The organism is Methylobacter psychrophilus, assembly GCF_025583945.1.
GTDB lineage: Bacteria > Pseudomonadota > Gammaproteobacteria > Methylococcales > Methylomonadaceae > Methylobacter_C > Methylobacter_C psychrophilus.
The window spans coordinates 1-18,339 of sequence record NZ_JAOEGU010000043.1; the positions used below are offsets into that span (position 1 = coordinate 1).

The 18,339-nt window shown below is 43.5% G+C and carries 16 protein-coding genes and 1 tRNA gene; 12 read left to right on the forward strand and 5 right to left on the reverse strand.

What is annotated here, in order from left to right:
• On the forward strand, window positions 1-258 hold a 258-nt coding region (locus tag N7974_RS15800), incomplete at its 5' end, for a hypothetical protein (protein ID WP_262966553.1).
• Between the two features lie 131 nt (window positions 259-389).
• On the opposite strand, the gene N7974_RS15805 is transcribed toward N7974_RS15800, so the two are convergent.
• The 3 genes from N7974_RS15805 to N7974_RS15815 form a co-directional block, all read right to left on the reverse strand.
• Complete coding sequence (locus N7974_RS15805; protein ID WP_262966554.1) at window positions 390-1,037, reverse strand: hypothetical protein; 648 nt, start codon at window positions 1,035-1,037, stop codon at window positions 390-392.
• Between the two features lie 164 nt (window positions 1,038-1,201).
• Window positions 1,202-1,726, reverse strand: coding sequence for a hypothetical protein (locus tag N7974_RS15810; RefSeq protein WP_262966555.1), 525 nt, complete (start codon window positions 1,724-1,726; stop codon window positions 1,202-1,204).
• A 36-nt stretch (window positions 1,727-1,762) separates the two neighbouring features.
• Window positions 1,763-1,996 carry a hypothetical protein gene (locus tag N7974_RS15815; protein ID WP_262966556.1) on the reverse strand — a complete coding sequence of 78 codons (234 nt, stop codon included), beginning with the start codon at window positions 1,994-1,996 and terminating at the stop codon, window positions 1,763-1,765.
• 803 nt (window positions 1,997-2,799) lie between these two features.
• Between N7974_RS15815 and N7974_RS15820 the strand changes: the two genes are divergently transcribed.
• Window positions 2,800-4,473 (forward strand): pyridoxal phosphate-dependent decarboxylase family protein, encoded by a 1,674-nt coding sequence (locus N7974_RS15820; protein WP_262966557.1) that lies wholly within the window; start codon window positions 2,800-2,802, stop codon window positions 4,471-4,473.
• A gap of 246 nt (window positions 4,474-4,719) precedes the next feature.
• Complete coding sequence (locus N7974_RS15825) at window positions 4,720-5,424, forward strand: TIGR00266 family protein (protein WP_262966558.1); 705 nt, start codon at window positions 4,720-4,722, stop codon at window positions 5,422-5,424.
• Between the two features lie 59 nt (window positions 5,425-5,483).
• Here N7974_RS15825 and argH read toward each other — a convergent pair whose 3' ends face one another.
• Window positions 5,484-6,878, reverse strand: coding sequence for an argininosuccinate lyase (gene argH, locus N7974_RS15830; protein WP_262966559.1), 1,395 nt, complete (start codon window positions 6,876-6,878; stop codon window positions 5,484-5,486).
• A gap of 374 nt (window positions 6,879-7,252) precedes the next feature.
• Here argH and carA point away from each other — a divergent pair, with 374 nt between their 5' ends.
• The 3 genes from carA (at window position 7,253) to greA (ending at window position 12,185) form a co-directional block, all read left to right on the forward strand.
• Complete coding sequence (gene carA / locus N7974_RS15835; protein WP_243219457.1) at window positions 7,253-8,386, forward strand: glutamine-hydrolyzing carbamoyl-phosphate synthase small subunit; 1,134 nt, start codon at window positions 7,253-7,255, stop codon at window positions 8,384-8,386.
• 20 nt (window positions 8,387-8,406) lie between these two features.
• Entirely contained in the window at window positions 8,407-11,625 is a 3,219-nt protein-coding gene (gene carB, locus N7974_RS15840; RefSeq protein WP_262966560.1) for a carbamoyl-phosphate synthase large subunit, read from the forward strand.
• 83 nt (window positions 11,626-11,708) lie between these two features.
• The gene (greA, locus tag N7974_RS15845) at window positions 11,709-12,185 is read left to right on the forward strand and encodes a transcription elongation factor GreA (protein ID WP_243219445.1); all 477 of its coding nucleotides are present in this window, start codon (window positions 11,709-11,711) and stop codon (window positions 12,183-12,185) included.
• 59 nt (window positions 12,186-12,244) lie between these two features.
• Here the strand turns inward: greA and yhbY are convergent, their stop codons facing one another.
• Window positions 12,245-12,511 (reverse strand): ribosome assembly RNA-binding protein YhbY, encoded by a 267-nt coding sequence (gene yhbY / locus N7974_RS15850; protein ID WP_243219443.1) that lies wholly within the window; start codon window positions 12,509-12,511, stop codon window positions 12,245-12,247.
• A gap of 48 nt (window positions 12,512-12,559) precedes the next feature.
• Between yhbY and rlmE the strand changes: the two genes are divergently transcribed.
• The 6 genes from rlmE to N7974_RS15880 all read left to right on the forward strand — a co-directional run bounded on the left by rlmE (window position 12,560) and on the right by N7974_RS15880 (window position 18,192).
• Complete coding sequence (rlmE, locus tag N7974_RS15855) at window positions 12,560-13,177, forward strand: 23S rRNA (uridine(2552)-2'-O)-methyltransferase RlmE (RefSeq protein WP_243219440.1); 618 nt, start codon at window positions 12,560-12,562, stop codon at window positions 13,175-13,177.
• Window positions 13,178-13,332: 155 nt separating this feature from the next.
• A complete protein-coding gene (gene ftsH, locus N7974_RS15860; RefSeq protein ID WP_262966561.1) occupies window positions 13,333-15,252 on the forward strand; it encodes an ATP-dependent zinc metalloprotease FtsH in 1,920 nt (639 codons plus the stop codon).
• Window positions 15,253-15,444: 192 nt separating this feature from the next.
• Complete coding sequence (gene glmM, locus N7974_RS15865; protein WP_262966562.1) at window positions 15,445-16,785, forward strand: phosphoglucosamine mutase; 1,341 nt, start codon at window positions 15,445-15,447, stop codon at window positions 16,783-16,785.
• A 57-nt stretch (window positions 16,786-16,842) separates the two neighbouring features.
• Window positions 16,843-17,589, forward strand: coding sequence for a triose-phosphate isomerase (tpiA, locus tag N7974_RS15870; RefSeq protein ID WP_262966563.1), 747 nt, complete (start codon window positions 16,843-16,845; stop codon window positions 17,587-17,589).
• A 16-nt stretch (window positions 17,590-17,605) separates the two neighbouring features.
• The gene (gene secG, locus N7974_RS15875; RefSeq protein WP_262966564.1) at window positions 17,606-18,049 is read left to right on the forward strand and encodes a preprotein translocase subunit SecG; all 444 of its coding nucleotides are present in this window, start codon (window positions 17,606-17,608) and stop codon (window positions 18,047-18,049) included.
• A 58-nt stretch (window positions 18,050-18,107) separates the two neighbouring features.
• Window positions 18,108-18,192: transfer RNA gene (locus N7974_RS15880), tRNA-Leu, on the forward strand.
• Window positions 18,193-18,339: the final 147 nt, after the last annotated feature.

The window sequence follows — 18,339 nt, forward strand, 5'->3', positions numbered from 1 at the left end:
CTTCAGGCTTGTGTCTTGGTAATTGAGCATAAGGAGTCATGGCTATCCGTGTTTTCAGAGGTAGATCACTATTTTAACCTTATAAAGGCCAAATTCTATGTCGATTATTTAGGAAAGATGTCTAATAAACTATTAATATCCATTGCATTTACCTCTACGTTACCGTTTATGTGTAACTATCAGCCGCAGTGTGGCGATATTTTTCTGACAAAACACTCCGAACATTGTCTTGTGCTGTGCTGGTTGATAGTGGATTAAGACTATGTTTTATAATGGTTAAACCTAAACATCTATAGTTCAGAGTCCAAGGCATGACTTGGACGGATTTAAAACGTCAAAAACTTGTTTTGGACTCCGAACAACAGATTTAATATGCTATCCGCTGGTTATTACCTATCCCCTTCTGAACCAGTAAAGCTGGCACCTTGTACATGACCTTTCTTGTCAGACAGGCATGACCAGGGTGCGATAGCATCAGGTACTTGAATATTTACACCAATACCAGCCTCTGCACTCTTTACATCAAGCACCTTCAATTTGCTTGCGCTGACGCCCACTTTTTTGGCAACAGCTGCAAGACAGGCTTTTTCAGCGACGGCTGTCTCGCTATTGGCTTTGCCCGTACTGACGGGTTTAGTAGTGTTAGGAACACTGACTTTCAGGGTATAGGTTACAGGTTTGTCGCTATCTTTCGCGCCGCCCATTAAATAGACACGAATCGTGTAATCACCGTCACCGGGTAACGCCGCTTTAAAATGATTGCCTTCACTTGAACCGACAAAAATGGCTTCACCTGTGCTGCCTGGAGGTAAGACGTTGAAATAAGCTGCACTTTTACTGGCTTTTAAATCAACCGTCATGGTTTGACCTGCACTGGCGCGTAAAACATAATCCACGTCATTACTGCCTTGTACTTTGCCACTGACAGAGGCAAAACTTTTGCCTTTACCAAACGCGATTTGTTTAGCCGCTTCTGCGGTAATTACTGTAACTGTTAATAATGCACCTGCTAATAAACATACTAATAATTTTTTCATGAATAACTCGGATATTGTGGTTAAAAATTTAGATGAAGAGGTTATCTACAGTTCTTTGGCGCGATATAGGCAATGGATTGATAACGTCCATCAGTCGTTTGAAGTCTGTTGCTTGTTCTTGCCAAAAAGTGGTTAAGCCTTGCGATCTAACCGCTACATAGCCGTTATTCATTAAGTAGTTTTCTGCTTGCCCCCCCTTTTGCGCCGACCATATTAGCGAGTGCAGTAGGAACTTGCCCTAATACGGGTTGTGGAACTTGAGTTGGCTCACTATAAGGTGCTTTGTTATTGCCAGTGTTCATCTTTTGATCTTGACAAATACCATTAGCACTGCCTTGGCGTGTGTAAGATAAAGCTAATGAGCCATCTGGATTTCTATTAATAGAGATAAAAATGCCTGAATCATTTACTTCGTAGTAGTTGTCATTAAATTTTTTGACATTAGCTTGTCTGCCATTAATGTAAATAGAGCCGCCTTGGTCGTCTCCATGCACATCTATTCCTGTCGGACAAGAAAAGTTAAATAGAGGAAGACCTGCCTTTCCATAGTTATTAGCAGTCTGAGAATTAGGAGGGTTATTATCGGTATTGGACGAATTACGATTAGCCTGATTTGTAAGACAACCCGTGAGTGCAATCGCAGCGCTCATAATAACAGTCAATAAGAGGTGTTTATTAGAACGGTTCATGTTTTCTTCTTATTTAAGGGTTGTTGTGGAATGTAATTAGTTGCAACGAAATCGCAGGAGGTCTTGTGAGGTTCTTGGATTCAGTGTCATTACTTTACCGTTAGCCGTTTCAAGTTGAAAATATTGATTGGTTCTGGAATTGAGCCACCAACTATTACTAAATCCGTTAGACGGTGGTATTGAACGTATTTGAGTAAAACCGCGTGCCTGTAATTGCTGTTCAGCATAGCTTGCAGTGCTGCTATTAAGGTCTGACACTTCAACAGACATTGAGCTTTGATTGTTATAACTTTTGGTGTTACTAAAAGTTTGATTCTGAGCAGGTGAATTATTAGCACAGCCTGTGATTGCAAGGGCGACACTGAAAATAGCGGTCAACGCTAGGGTCTTATTGCAACAAGTCATATGTTCTCCAGTGAATGGTTGTTCGAAGCACCAACTAAGCTTCTGGAAAATTATATTTTCTAAAATAGAAAAATCAATCCGTATAAATACCTATAAAGACTAGCACTCAGTCAGTGTTGATATGTCGGGTAAAATTAGCGCTAAAAATCGAAAATTACTGGTATGGTATCCGACAGAATCAGATTGACCGAGTACTAGCTATAAAAATAAGTGGCTTTGGGATTCAAAAACATGTCGATGATTTTAAACGCGTTATGAACGTCCGGTTTATGGGTATAGCTATCTACACAAGTCCTACGGCTCCTTCTCCAAAGAGAGAAGGTTGATGAGGGGAATGTAACTGCTTGATTTTACTCTCCTCGGCAATTGCTCCTGCATTGCTCTACCTCCTGCATCCGTGCACTCGTCACCCCAGCCCTCTCCAACAAGAGAGGGAGGTTGGCGCTTCTGCAACTCATTGTTTTTATTATGAGGAAAAGTTGTGTAGATAGCTATGCCCTTGAAGGGATGGTATCTGTATGAGCTTACAACGAAGTGAATGGAAGTTTAATTTCTGAAAGACTATATTGAAACAAGAAGGTTGTTTCAAACTAAACTCGTCAGGTAAACTGTCAAAAGAGGCTCGGACAGTTTCCTTATCAGGTTAATAAATAAATTAGGGGGTTACGATGGAAATTGAGAGAAAACAATGGCGTCATTATGCTGATGTTCTTGAGCATCTAAAGACTTACTTTCCGTCTCCCGTATCTGATCCTGTTATGGATGGTTATTTCGTCCATTCTATTTCGCGTTTTTTGGATCAGGTTGACAGTCTTAAATCGGCCAAGCCACTATTGGGTAACGGTATCAAGAATAGCCATTACGAGGCCAGTCAGCAGGCGGTATTCCCTGAGGCAATCAGCTCTATTGAGGATATGATCGGGTTATTGGCCGATTATTGTCAGGGCATGACAATCTGGTCTCATCCCAACGCACAGCTTAATGTCATACCGCCACCAACCATTCCCAGTATTACCGCATTTGTTGCGGCGGCGATTTATAATCCCAACATTATTACTGATGAATATGCCGGGCGATTTTCTGAAGCAGAAATTGAGTCTATTGCGATGCTTTCCAATTTGGTCGGTTATGACCCTCAACAAGCAGGCGGTTTGTTCACTTTCGGCGGTACCGGAACCATTCTTTATGGCTGCAAATTAGGTATCGAAAAAATATTGGGAGGGCGGGGGATGCAGGAAGGCATTCGCGAAGATTTTAAAATTTTCTCCTCTGATGTCTCCCATTATTCCCGATTGAATGTTGCTGCATGGTTAGGTTTGGGAACAAAAAACCTGATAGCTGTTGCCTCGACCTCAAACAACGAAATGTCATTGTCAGCCTTGGAAGATACTCTGCGTGCTTCGTTAAGTCGTGGGGAAAAAGCCGCGGTAATTATTGCCACGCTCGGCACGACGGATGCATTTGGTATTGATGATTTGGCGGCCATCGTGCATTTGCGTGACAATCTGGTCGATGAATATGGTCTGGATTATATTCCACATGTTCATGCGGATGCCGTGATTGGTTGGGCATGGTCGGTATTTCGGGATTATAATTTTGACGATAATCCTTTGGGCTTTCATGCCCGAACCTTACGGTCATTAACCGATTCGTTGGAACGTATTGACAGTTTGCAGATGGCTGACAGCATTGGCATTGATTTACACAAGACCGGTTATGCGCCTTATATTTCCAGTGTGATTTTGATTAAAGACCGAAGTTCACTGGCTTTACTTAGTCGTGAGCCGGAACAAATGCCGTATCTTTATCAGGGCGGCCATTATCATCCCGGTATTTACACGCTGGAATGCTCCCGTTCCGGTGCCGGAGCGCTTGCAGCTTTGGCTAGTATGAAGTTGTTGGGTAAGCAAGGTTATCGTGTCCTTATTGGGCATAATGTAGAAATGGCGGAAATGCTGCGCGAGCGTTTGGAGCGACATGACTGTATTCAGGTGCTAAACGATTACAACTATGGACCGGTTACCCTGTTTCGGGTTTATCCCCGGGGTGTGGATGCTGAAAAAGCCTTGCATTGCGAGCTTAATGATCCTGATTATCGTAGCCAGTTAATGGAACATAATCAGTATAATCGCCGAATATTTGATTTGATTTGTGAACGCGTCATGCAAGGCGAGGGGGTATTGCTTTCCTGGACATTGGCTTACCGGTACGCAAATTATCCGGGTGGCCCGGCAGTTGCTGCTTTAAAGTCGTTTATCATGAGCCCGTGGACTGATCTCAAAGCCATTGATGCAGTCGTCAATCAGGTCATGGAAGTTCGTGAACAACTATCCGGGTCTTGAAGGGCAAGTAATAGCATTGTTTTTTATTCAAAAACCGCAATAACAGATAAATTTTAAAAGAATATCACCACGAAGACACGAAGACACGAAGGGCACGAAGGGCACGAAGAAAAAACTTTGTGTCTTCGTGGTGAATAAAATTACCTGGTTCAGGCCGGATGTCCATTTCGTTGTATGATGGCTTTAAATAATAAGGTAAATCGACGATTTGCCCTTTGGCTGGTTGATTTTTAATGGAGAGAATGTGTGGCGCAATTTACAGTAACGGGTGAAATTGATCCCTTTTTGCATGTCAGCCTGTTACGTGGCGAAAAGATTTATTGTGAATCTAATGCCATGGTGATGATGGAAAGCGCTTTGGACTTAAAGGGAAAAATGACGGGCGGTTTGGGTGGCGCCTTGATGCGTCGCTTTGCCAATGGGGAATCGTTTTTTCAGCAACACATTGAGGCGACGCGAGGTGATGGCGATTGTTTGTTATCACCAACATTGCCGGGTGCCATTCAGGTTTTAGAGGTTGGTGCAATCAGTTACAGAATAACTGATGGTGCCTTTGTTGCGGCTGAAAGTGGCGTTACTTTAAATGTGCGTACACAAAGTCTGGGTACGGCCATGTTTGGTCAAACCGGTGGTTTTTTTATTTGTGAAGCATCGGGGGTTGGTAAGTTGGCGGTGTCGGGTTTTGGCTCCAGTTTTGTGTTGGATGTGGAGCCTGGCAAGGATATTATTATTGATAATGCCCATGTGGTCGCTTGGGATAGTGCGTTACATCATGAGATTTCAGTCGCTACGCAACAATCCGGTGGTTTTTTGGGATCGCTGGTCAACAGTGTTACCAGTGGCGAAGGCATGGTGTTAAAGTTTTCGGGTAAAGGCAAGGTCATTATCTGCTCGCGTAATCGTGAAAACTTTATATCGTGGTTATTGAAAGGAATGCCAAGTACTACTTAGAAACCAAGAACTATAGAAATCCCGGTAAGGACTATTGAAATCGCCCTTACCGGTTTTTTTTATAATGCGGACATGGTTTGTCGTGCCGTTTGAATGGCGTTTCTTACTGTCTCAGGGGCGGTGCCACCGATATGTTTGCGAGCAGCAACCGAGCCTTCCAGCGTTAAAAAACCAAAAACATCTTCAGTAATCAATGCTGAAAACTGTTGTAATTCGGGTAATGATATATCCGATAAGTCACGACTGCTTTCTATCCCGGCACGTACAGCCAAGCCGACAACTTCATGAGCATCACGAAAAGCCATGCCTTTACGAACCAGATAATCGGCAAGGTCGGTTGCGGTGGCAAATCCGCGTTTAGCGGAATTATACATATTGGCTTTTTTGGCGCCAAGATGCGGCACCATGTCGGTATAAGCCCGCAAGCAATTAATTAATGTATCAGCGGTATCAAACAGCGGCTCTTTATCTTCCTGATTGTCTTTGTTATAGGCTAACGGCTGGCTTTTCATTAGCATTAATAGTGACATTAAATGCCCTGTTACCCGTCCTGATTTGCCGCGTACCAGTTCAGGGACATCGGGGTTTTTCTTTTGCGGCATAATCGATGAACCTGTGCAGAAGGCGTCGGGCATGTCGATAAAATCAAACTGCGCACTGGACCACAAGATTAATTCTTCTGAAAAACGTGATAAATGCATCATGATGATGCTGCCCACTGCGGTAAATTCAATGGCAAAATCCCGGTCACTGACTGAATCGAGCGAATTGGCAGAAGGTCGACTAAAGCCCAGCAGGTCAGCAGTCATAAATCGGTCTATCGGGTAACTGGTTCCGGCTAAGGCGGCGGCTCCCAAAGGCAAAATATTAACGCGCTTACAGCAATCTTGCAGTCTTTCCCGATCACGTACCAACATTTCAAACCAGGCCATTAAATGATGGCCAAAAGTAATTGGTTGGGCGACCTGTAAATGCGTAAAGCCCGGCATAATGGTGTCGGTATGTTGTTCTGCCAAATCCAGAATGGCGGTTTGCAGGCGCGTGAGTTGATCGGTAATGTGTTGGATTTCACCGCGCAGATAAAGACGAATATCAGTGGCTACCTGATCGTTACGAGAGCGACCGGTATGCAGTTTTTTACCGGCTATGCCAATTAAATCAGTCAATCTTGCTTCAATGTTCATATGCACATCTTCCTGCTTTACCGACCAGACAAATTCGCCATTAATGATCTCGTCGCTGATTTGATGCAGGCCGCTAATAATCAAGTCACGCTCATTGTTAGTCAGGATGCCGCAGTGAGCCAGCATGGTGGCATGGGCAATTGATCCCTGAATGTCTTGCCCGGCCATGCGTTTGTCAAAGTCAACAGAAGCGGTAAATACTTCAACAAAAGCATCGGTTGCCTGAGCAAAGCGGGCGCTGGAAAGTTTTTCGGAATTAACTGTGGTCATGATGATTTTTATGCGGATTAACAGAAGATGCTAAATTATACAGATAAAACATGAGCGAATGAATCTAAAAGCGGCCAAGTAAACGGCATATCCTCTCTGGGTCAGGTATTTTAAAAAAATTCTGAAAGACTCGGATCACGAGTAAGCTTTTGTAAATGAGAGTCGGTTATGGCTGATATATAGCCAGTATAATAAGGTCTGAGCGGGTATTGAAGCCTCTCTAAAACAATTTTAATAGCATGCATAACGCAGCCGATTTAAAAAATTGTTAATGACCAAAGCCCCATAATTTTGTATAGTGATGTAGTTTGATTTTTTATAACGGGATGAGTCCTTAAAGGTTCATCCCGTTTTGTACATTTGAGGTAACGTGTTTGACTAAGTCGGCAATATTGGTGTTAGAAGATGGAACCGTATTTAACGGTGTATCTATAGGTGCAGACGGCTGTTCTGTAGGCGAAGTGGTTTTTAATACCGCAATGACGGGGTATCAGGAAATTCTCAGCGATCCTTCTTATGCCCGGCAAATTGTAACATTAACCTATCCCCATATCGGTAATGTCGGAACGAATAGTGAAGACGATGAATCCATTGGCGTTTTTGCCAGTGGTTTGGTTATTAGGGATTTACCGTTATTGGCCAGTAACTGGCGCTGCGAAAAAACGCTGCAACAGTATTTACTGGATAACAAGGTGGTCGCTATTGCTGATATAGACACGCGAAAACTGACGCGTTTGTTACGTGACAAGGGCGCGCAACGTGGCTGTATTATGGCCGGTGAGACGGTTTGTGTGGATACGGCAAAAGCGGCTATTGAGAGCTTTCCCGGCTTAAAGGGCATGGATTTGGCCAAAGAAGTCACTACGGCCGAAATTTATGAATGGACTGAAAATATCTGGGATTTACAAAACGGCCATACCCAAGGCGAGAATCTGACCAGGCATGTGGTTGCCTATGATTTTGGCATTAAACGTAACATTCTCAGGTTGCTCGTTAATCGCGGATGTCGTGTGACAGTTGTTCCTGCAACAACTCCGGCTGCAACGGTATTGGCAATGAATCCCGATGGCGTGTTTTTATCGAATGGCCCTGGAGATCCTGAGCCCTGTGTTTATGCCATCGAGGCTATCAAAACAATATTGGAAAATAAAATTCCGGTATTTGGTATTTGTTTGGGTCATCAACTGTTGGCTTTGGCGAGTGGTGCAAAAACTGAAAAGATGAAGTTTGGTCATCACGGCGCCAATCATCCTGTTCAGCAAATGGCTACGGGGCGCGTGATGATTAGTAGTCAAAATCATGGTTTTGCCGTTAATGAAGCCAGTTTGCCCGTTAATTTGGTAGCCACTTATCGATCTTTATTTGATGGTAGTTTACAGGGCGTCAAACGGACAGATTGTCCCGCCATGAGTTTTCAGGGCCATCCTGAAGCCGGGCCCGGGCCGCATGATGTGGAATCCTTATTTGATGGATTTATCGATATGATGAATCATGCAAGCAAACAATAATTAGACTAGAAAATCATAAAATGCCAAAAAGAACGGATATAAAATCGATTTTACTACTGGGTGCCGGACCAATTGTTATTGGTCAGGCCTGTGAATTTGATTATTCAGGTACGCAAGCCTGTAAGGCGCTAAGAGAAGAAGGTTACCGTGTTATTTTGGTAAATTCCAATCCTGCAACTATCATGACTGATCCTGATATGGCCGATGCAACTTATATCGAGCCTATTGATTGGCAAACGGTCGAAAAAATTATAGCGAAAGAACGCCCTGATGCCATTTTGCCAACCATGGGTGGTCAAACCGCGTTGAACTGTGCGCTGGATCTTGATGCTAATGGTGTACTGGCGAAATATAACGTTGAGATGATCGGCGCGACCAAAGAAGCCATTAATATGGCCGAAGATCGTCAGTTGTTTAACGATGCCATGAAGCGTATTGGTTATGAAGTTGCAAAATCAAAAACGGCGCATAGCATAGAAGAAGCCTTGGCGGCTCAAAAGGAAGTCGGTTATCCGACGGTTATTCGTCCGTCTTTTACTATGGGCGGTAGCGGCGGCGGTATTGCTTATAATAAAGAAGAATTTCTTGAAATTTGTGAGCGCGGCTTGTATTTGTCTCCCACCAATGAATTATTGATTGAAGAATCGGTATTGGGTTGGAAAGAATATGAAATGGAAGTGGTGCGTGATTCCAAAGATAACTGCATCATCGTCTGCTCAATTGAGAATTTTGACCCAATGGGCGTGCATACCGGCGATTCAATTACCGTAGCCCCCGCGCAAACATTAACCGATAAAGAATATCAAATTCTGCGTAATGTTTCTTTGGCGGTGTTACGTGAAATTGGTGTAGATACCGGCGGTTCCAATGTTCAGGTGGCGATTAATCCGGCTGATGGACGCATGATTGTTATTGAAATGAATCCTCGTGTGTCACGCTCGTCAGCGCTGGCCTCCAAAGCAACGGGCTTTCCGATTGCCAAAGTGGCCGCCAAATTAGCGGTTGGTTATACGTTGGATGAGTTGAAGAATGAAATTACCGGTGGCGCGACGCCGGCATCATTTGAACCGACTATCGATTACGTGGTAACTAAAGTGCCACGGTTTACCTTTGAAAAATTCCCGCAAGCCGATGATCGTTTGACGACACAAATGAAATCAGTCGGAGAAGTCATGGCGATTGGCCGTACTTTTCAGGAATCATTACAAAAAGCCTTGCGTGGCCTGGAAATTGGTATCAGCGGTCTTGATGAGATAATCGATTTGACCGCCGATGATGCCAGAGAAAGAATGCAGCGGGAAATGCGCCATCCAGGGCCGGATCGTTTGTTATATGTCGCTGATGCTTTTCGTATCGGTATGACGTTGGATGAGATTCATGATGCGTCCAAAATTGATCCCTGGTTTTTGGCGCAAATTGAAGATTTAATTATTACCGAGCAATCTCTGGCAACCAAAACCTTATCAACCTTGAAAGACGGTGAGCTTTATAAGCTAAAGCGCAAGGGCTTTTCTGATATTCGTATTGCCAAGCTACTCGATGCTTCTGAAATTGAGGTACGTAATGTTCGTCACAAGCAGAATATTCGTCCTGTTTATAAGCGTATTGATTCTTGTGCGGCTGAATTTTCGTCAGATACGGCATATTTGTATTCCACCTACGAAGAAGAGTGTGAAGCACGGGTTTCTGATAAAGAAAAAATTATTATTCTTGGTGGCGGTCCCAACCGGATCGGGCAGGGTATTGAGTTTGATTATTGCTGTGTGCATGCGGCGTTGGCCTTGCGTGAGGATGGTTATGAAACCATCATGATCAATTGCAATCCTGAAACGGTTTCAACCGACTTTGATACCTCGGATCGTTTATATTTTGAGTCATTAACCCTAGAAGATGTGCTTGAAATTGTTCATCTTGAAAAGCCCAAGGGCGTGATTGTTCAATATGGTGGTCAGACGCCGTTGAAACTTGCGAGAGCACTGGAAGCTGCCGGAGTGCCCATTATTGGTACATCGCCGGATTCAATTGATTTGGCCGAGGACAGGGAGCGCTTTCAAAAACTGCTGGAAAGATTGGGACTAAAACAGCCACCTAATGCCACGGCCCGTTCTGTTGAGCAAGCCGTTAATGCTGCTAAAGAGTTGGGGTATCCGCTGGTAGTCAGACCTTCTTATGTATTGGGTGGTCGTGGCATGGAAATCGTTTTTAATGAAGAAGGCTTGCAGCGCTATATGAAAGAAGCGGTGAGTGTTTCCAACGATGCTCCTGTGTTGCTGGATCGGTTTCTTGATGACGCGGTGGAAATGGATGTTGATGCCATTTATGACGGTGAGCGGGTGTTGATCGGTGGCTTGATGGAGCATATCGAACAAGCCGGCGTGCATTCAGGTGATTCTGCCTGTTCATTGCCGCCTTATGAATTGGCTCCGGCAATTCAGGACAAGCTCCGTGAGCAAGTCGCTAAAATGGCTGAGGCCTTGGGTGTAAGAGGGTTGATGAATACCCAGTTTGCGATTCAGGGTGAAGATATTTATGTCCTTGAAGTTAACCCAAGAGCATCACGAACGGCGCCTTTTGTCTCTAAAGCGACCGGCTATGCGTTGGCTAAAATTGCCGCTCGCGTTATGGTAGGGCAAACCTTGGCAGAGCAAGGCATTACCGAAGAGCGAATTCCTGACTATTACTCTGTCAAGGAAGCGGTGTTTCCGTTTGTTAAATTCCCCGGTGTTGATTCATTGTTAGGTCCTGAAATGAAATCAACCGGTGAAGTGATGGGGGTAGGGAAAACCTTTGGTGAAGCTTTTGCCAAGTCGCAACGTGCGGCGGGCGTTAATTTGAATGACAGTGGTAAGGTATTGATCAGTATCCGTGATGCTGATAAAGCCAAAGCGCCTGATATTGCCAGAATGCTGGTAGACAAGAAATATGAAATTGTGGCAACGGGCGGTACGGCAAGATTTCTTAAAGAAGCCGGTATTCCTTGTGAAGTGGTTTATAAGGTTAACGAAGGGCGACCCAACACGGTTGATATGATAAAGAATGATCAGATCCAGTTGATTATTAATACCACAGAAGGTAAAAAAGCGATTTCAGATTCCTTCACCATGCGTAGGGAAGCCTTGCAGCATCGGGTAACTTATTACACCACTATGGCCGGTGCGAGAGCTGCCTGTTATGCGCTGGGTGAATTGGATGCGGGTGATGTTAATTGTCTGCAGGATTTGCATAAAAGCTTGATTTGAAGTGGCAAGGGCGCAAAAAATATCGGTTTTTAGCAGTTAATTTTGCGCCTTTAGCCCAAAAAAATTTAATGGAGTTTAAAAAAATGATTAAAGTACCTCTCACTGTCAAAGGTGCAGAAAAATTACGCGCAGAATTGGATGAATTAAAGTCAGTCGTGCGTCCGCGTATTATTGCTTCTATTGCCACGGCTCGTGCACACGGTGATTTAAAAGAAAACGCTGAATATCATGCGGCCAAAGAGCAGCAAAGTTTTGCAGAAGGACGTATTTCTGAAATTGAAGGCAAGCTTTCCAATGCGCAAATTATTGACATTACCAAGGTAGATGCCAACGGCAAAGTGGTGTTTGGAGCAACGGTAGAAATAGAAGACGTTGAATCCGAGAAAAGAGTCACATATCAGATTGTGGGTGAAGATGAAGCCAGTATCAAGGAAGGGCGTATTTCAGTAGGGTCGCCAATTGCACGGGCATTAATCGGCAAAGAAATAGAAGATGTTGTTACGGTTAAAGCGCCGGCTGGTAATGTTGACTATGAAATTATTTCAATTAAATATATTTAATTGCGGCCAAAAATACAAGGTGAAAGCGGTATTGTATTTCCGTTCACCTTGTGCCGGATTTACTTATCGGGATTTAATCGGTAAATAACCGCGATTTGACCAATAGTTTGAATTAGCTCGGCTCCGGTATCAGAGCATATTTTTTCACTAATCAGCTTGCGTTGATCGCGTTCTGCGCGTATTTTTATCTTAATTAATTCGTGTATGTTAAGTGCTTGATCAAGTTCAGTCAGCACTCCGGCTGTAAGGCCTGATTGCCCTATCATAACTACGGGTTTTAAAGTATGAGCCTCAGCTCGAAATTTTTTCTTATCTGCAGAGTTCACTCATTTTTCCTAAATCAAAAAGTTAATTAACACCAATTATAAAGCGTTATGGGTCGAAGTAAAAGTAGTAGTCGTTGGATGGCGGAACATTTTGAGGATGAATATGTCAAGATGGCTCAAGCGCAAGGTTATCGTTCTCGAGCGGTTTTTAAGTTAAAAGAAATTCAGGATAAAGATCAACTGATTAAACCCGGCATGAATATTATTGATTTGGGCGCAGCTCCCGGCGGCTGGTCACAGTTTGCAAGGCAGTTGATGGGTAAGAAAAATAAATTGATTGCGCTGGATATTCTGCCGATGGATGCGCTTGATGGTGTAGATTTTATTCTCGGTGATTTTCGTGAAGAAGCGGTATTGGATCAGCTTAATGTTGCTCTGGAAGGTGTGCCGGTTAATCTGGTTATGTCTGATATGGCGCCGAATATGAGTGGCAATAAAGGAGTGGATCAGCCTCGGGCTATTTATTTGGGTGAGCTGGCTTTGGAAACAGCAAAAACTGTTTTAATAAAAGATGGGAGCTTTTTGGTTAAGTTGTTTCACGGTGAAGGTTTTGAAGAATTTTATCATGAGGTGCAGAGCTGTTTTACAAAAGTTGTTATTAGAAAGCCAAAAGCCTCAAGGCCAAGAAGTAACGAGGTTTATATTTTGGCCAAAGGGTTTAAATAATCTTTAGTAGCCCTTATATCTGTAAAACAAGGAAATCACCAATGGTCTGATGAGCTCCAGATAAATAACCACAGTCAGGAAAGTTAACTCCTGATATAATTACTCAGTGCTTTAAACCGAGAGCCGTTAGGGGCTAGGGTGTGTTTGTGAATGATATGATAAAAAATATAATCCTGTGGGTGGTCATCGCTGTTGTATTGATGTCTCTTTTTAATAATTTTGGCTCTCAGGGAGAGCGGGCTGACTCATCGTTATCCTATTCGCAATTCATCGATTCGGTGAAAGCGGGTCAGGTACAACAGGTGATAATTGATGAGCATATTGTTAAAGGCAAGATGCAGAGTGGTCAGCTGTTTAGGGTTTACGCACCGACTGATGCGCATTTAGTTGATGACTTATTGGCTAATGGTGTTGACGTTAAAGCAGTTCCGCCTGAGCAACCTTCCATGCTTATGCAGTTATTGGTGTCTTTTGGACCTATGTTGTTGCTTATTGCGGTGTGGGTTTTCTTTATGCGGCAAATGCAGGGTGGCGGTGCCGGTGGTCGAGGCGCAATGAGCTTTGGCAAAAGTAAAGCTCGCATGCTGGAAGAAGATCAAATTAAAGTGACTTTTGCTGACGTTGCTGGTTGTGATGAGGCTAAAGAAGAAGTCGTTGAAATGGTGGATTTTCTTAAAGATCCTGCCAAATACCAGAAACTGGGTGGAAAAATCCCCAGAGGTGCCTTGATGATTGGGCCGCCTGGAACAGGTAAAACGTTGTTGGCAAGAGCTATTGCCGGTGAAGCTAAAGTGCCGTTTTTTACAATTTCCGGTTCTGATTTTGTGGAAATGTTTGTTGGTGTTGGTGCCTCCCGCGTGCGTGACATGTTTGAGCAAGCCAAAAAGCATGCACCTTGTATCATCTTTATTGATGAGATCGATGCTGTCGGTCGTCAGCGTGGTGCTGGTTTAGGTGGTGGCAATGACGAGCGTGAACAAACCTTAAACCAGTTATTGGTTGAAATGGATGGTTTTGAGGGTAATGAAGGTATTATCGTCATCGCGGCAACAAATCGTCCCGATGTATTGGATAAAGCTTTGTTGCGTCCAGGCCGTTTTGATCGTCAAGTTACCGTAGGTTTGCCTGATGTGAGAGGGCGCGAGCAGATTCTTAACGTCCATATCAAGAAAGTGCCAATTGCTGATGATGTAAAAGTTAAGTATATAGCGCAAGGAACGCCAGGATTTTCCGGGGCCGATTTGGCTAATTTGATCAATGAAGGCGCTTTGTTTGCTGCCAGAATGAATAAACGTGTTGTCAGTATGTCGGACTTGGAAAAAGCCAAGGACAAGCTGATCATGGGGCCTGAAAGGCATACCATGGTTATGGATGAGAAAGAAAAGACAATGACGGCTTATCATGAAGCGGGTCACGCCATTGTTGGCAAGTTGGTGCCTGAGCATGATCCGGTTTATAAGGTCAGTATTATGCCTAGAGGTCGTGCATTGGGCGTTACCATGTTCTTGCCTGAAAGAGACCAGTATAGTGCCAGCAAACAAAAGCTGGATAGTATGATTTCCAGTTTATATGGTGGTCGTATTGCTGAGGAAGTGGTTTTTGGTTGGGAGCAAGTTAGTACCGGTGCTTCCAATGATATTGAGCGTGCCACTGAGTTGGCAAGAAATATGGTAACTAAATGGGGTTTATCCCAACGTTTGGGCCCATTGTCATATAGTGAAGAAGAGGGTGAAGTGTTTCTTGGGCGTTCGGTAACGCAGCATAAAACAGTCGCTGAAGAGACTTCGCATACTATTGATGAAGAAATCCGTTCGTTTATTGACCGAAATTACGAGCGTGCTGAACGGCTTTTGAAAGAAAATATTGATATATTGCATGCCATGGCTGCTGCGCTAATGAAATATGAGACTATCGATAAATATCAAATTGACGATTTAATGGCTCGTAAGCCGGTAAGAGATCCTCAAGGTTGGGATGACAGGCCACCACGTGGCGATGTTAAAACAGACGAGGTTAATGATGCTGACGATAAAAAAACTGACAAGACTATAGGTCAGGCCGCAGAGCAAGGTTAAGAGGTTTAGGTCTTACAGGGCTTTTATAAAGGAGAGGTAGAGATTACCCCTCCTTTTTTTATGTGCAACTATAATGCTTTAGGGCAAATTTAAAAGTAAGTTTTTAATTTGGTTGTATATGTGTTCCATACGATAATAATCTTGCAAAACAGCAGCAAATTATAGATTATTCAGGCAGTGAGAATAAAGATTATGGCAAGAAAATATTTTGGAACGGATGGAATTAGAGGGAAAGTAGGTGAGCCACCTATAACAGCAGATTTTTTATTGAAATTAGGTTGGGCGGCAGGCAAGGTGTTTGCCAATGAAGGGCATGGTTTTGTGTTGGTAGGTAAGGATACCCGTATTTCAGGTTATATGTTTGAATCAGCTCTGGAGGCAGGATTAACTGCTGCCGGCGTGGATACGCATTTGTTGGGACCTATGCCGACGCCTGGCGTGGCTTATTTGGCGCGTACCTTAAGGGCACAGGCAGGTATAGTCATCAGTGCCTCGCATAATCCTTATTATGATAATGGCGTCAAGTTTTTTTCAGTGCAGGGAACCAAGCTGCCTGATGATATTGAACAAAAAATTGAATATTATATTGATTCGCCGATGACGACGGTAGAGTCTTCACAATTGGGTAAAGCAAAGCGTTTGGTTGATGCTGCGGGCCGCTATATTGAATTTTGCAAGGCTAGTATTCCTACACGTTTTGATTTTAACGGCATGAAAATTGTCGTTGATTGTGCTCATGGAGCAACTTATCATATTGCGCCACATGTTTTTAGGGAAGTTGGTGCGGAAGTTATTGTAATCGGCGCTGAGCCTAATGGTATTAATATAAACGATGAGTGTGGAGCAACCAGTCCGGATAAATTGGTTGCTGCGGTATTGGCTAATCAAGCGAATATCGGCATTGCTTTGGATGGTGATGGTGATCGTCTGGTCATGGTTGATCATAAAGGTGAGATTGTTGATGGTGACGAACTAATCTACATTATTGCCAAAGCCAGATTAGATGCAGGATTGATGGCAGGTCCTGTCGTTGGCACATTAATGACTAATTTGGGTATGGAGCACGGACTTAAGCAGTTGGGGATCAATCTGCTGAGAGCGAAAGTAGGTGATCGTTACGTGTTGGAAATGATGAGTGAGCATGACAGTATTTTAGGCGGGGAAAATTCCGGTCATATTATTTGTCTTGATAAAACGACAACGGGCGATGGAATTATTGCCGCTTTGCAGGTTATGGCTGAAATGCATGATAGTGGATATAGTTTGCATGAATTAAAATCCGGGATGCAAAAATATCCACAAATTCTGATTAATATTAAAACCCCTAAAAAAGTTAATATAGATGCCGATGACGGCATACAAAAGGCTGTGCGTGCGGTTGAGAAAAAGCTTGGGGTTAAAGGCAGGGTCTTGTTAAGAGCGTCAGGTACAGAGCCACTTATTCGCGTTATGGTAGAAGGCGAGCATGCCGAATCGGTAAAAAATTATGCTCAACAATTGGCTGAAGATGTTAAGAAAGTAATAGGTACTTGAATTGATCTCTATTAGCCTATATCATAAGCGGTTTGGTTCTATGTGGGAGTAATGTTGATGCGTCGGTCTCTGGTTGTCGGAAATTGGAAAATGAATGGAACTCTTGAAAGTGCTGAGTTGCTTGCAAAAGGCATTATTGCCGGATTAGGGTCGGATATTGCGGATATTGCGATCTGTGTGCCTTATGTTTACCTGCCGAGTATTAGCAGGTTGGTTAAAGATACTCCCCTAGCGTTAGGTTCACAAAATGTAGCAGATAAACCTTCAGGTGCTTTCACCGGAGAAATTTCAGCTACCATGTTAAAAGAATTTAATTGCCAATATGCTCTCGTAGGGCACTCGGAAAGACGTAGCTATTACGGTGATACTAACGAATCAGTGGCTGCACGTTTTTGCCAGGCGCAAGAACAAAACATTATTCCTGTTTTGTGCGTAGGTGAAACTTTGGAGCAGCGCGAACAGGATCAAACTTTTGCGGTGATTAATGAGCAGCTTGATGCCGTTATTAACGTAGCTGGCATAGCTGCTTTTAATACTGCAGTAATTGCTTATGAACCCGTCTGGGCCATAGGCACAGGAAAAACGGCAAGTGATGAGCAGGCACAGGAAGTGCATTATTATATTCGCCAGTACATTGCTGCTAAAGATCAAGTTATTGCTGATAAAATACAAATTTTATACGGTGGTAGTGCCAAACCGGATAATGCGAAAGGCTTGTTTGCTATGCCTGACATAGATGGCGGTTTAATAGGTGGGGCTTCGTTGGATGCGGAATCCTTTTTAAAGATTTTTCATTCGATTTAGAACAGATCAGACTTTCATGTATCAGGTAATTATCGTTATTCATGTGTTGCTGGGTTTAGGTATTATTGGCTTAATATTAATGCAGCAAGGTAAAGGAGCTGATGCGGGTGCCGCCTTTGGCACTGGCTCTGCAGGCTCTGTTTTTGGGGCGCAGGGCGCCGCATCATTTTTGTCTCGAGCTACAGCAATTCTGGCGACTTTGTTTTTTATAACCAGTTTAGGTCTTGCCATGATCAATGGGCACAAAGGTGTGGCTTTTGATTTAATGAGCTCGCCAGACGTTCAGCAAGACGCCTTGGGTATTCCTGAAGTAGTCGGTGAAAAAGGCGTTAATACTGCTCCTGTAAAGTCTGAAGAAATGCCTGCAGTACCCGAAGTGAAGTCAGCTGAGCAGCCTGCCGGTGCAGAGCTGGAAAATACAGTTGTACCCAAGGCTGAAGAGTTAAAGACCGTTAAATAAAAAATAATTTTGCGTGTAAAAGCAGTAAACAAGTCGTAAAGTTATTTTAAATAATTAAGCCGATGTGGTGAAATTGGTAGACACGCCATCTTGAGGGGGTGGTGACGCAAGTCTTGCCGGTTCAAATCCGGCCATCGGCACCAGTTAGGTGTAAAGAAATATAAAAAACCCGCAAGCTGTATAGCTTAGCGGGTTTTTTATTGCTTATGTTTATTTTGTGATGGATTTTTGAGTCAGTAAAATAAGCATCTGATGAGTAATGGTATGGAGATGTTAATGCGCCATGAAAA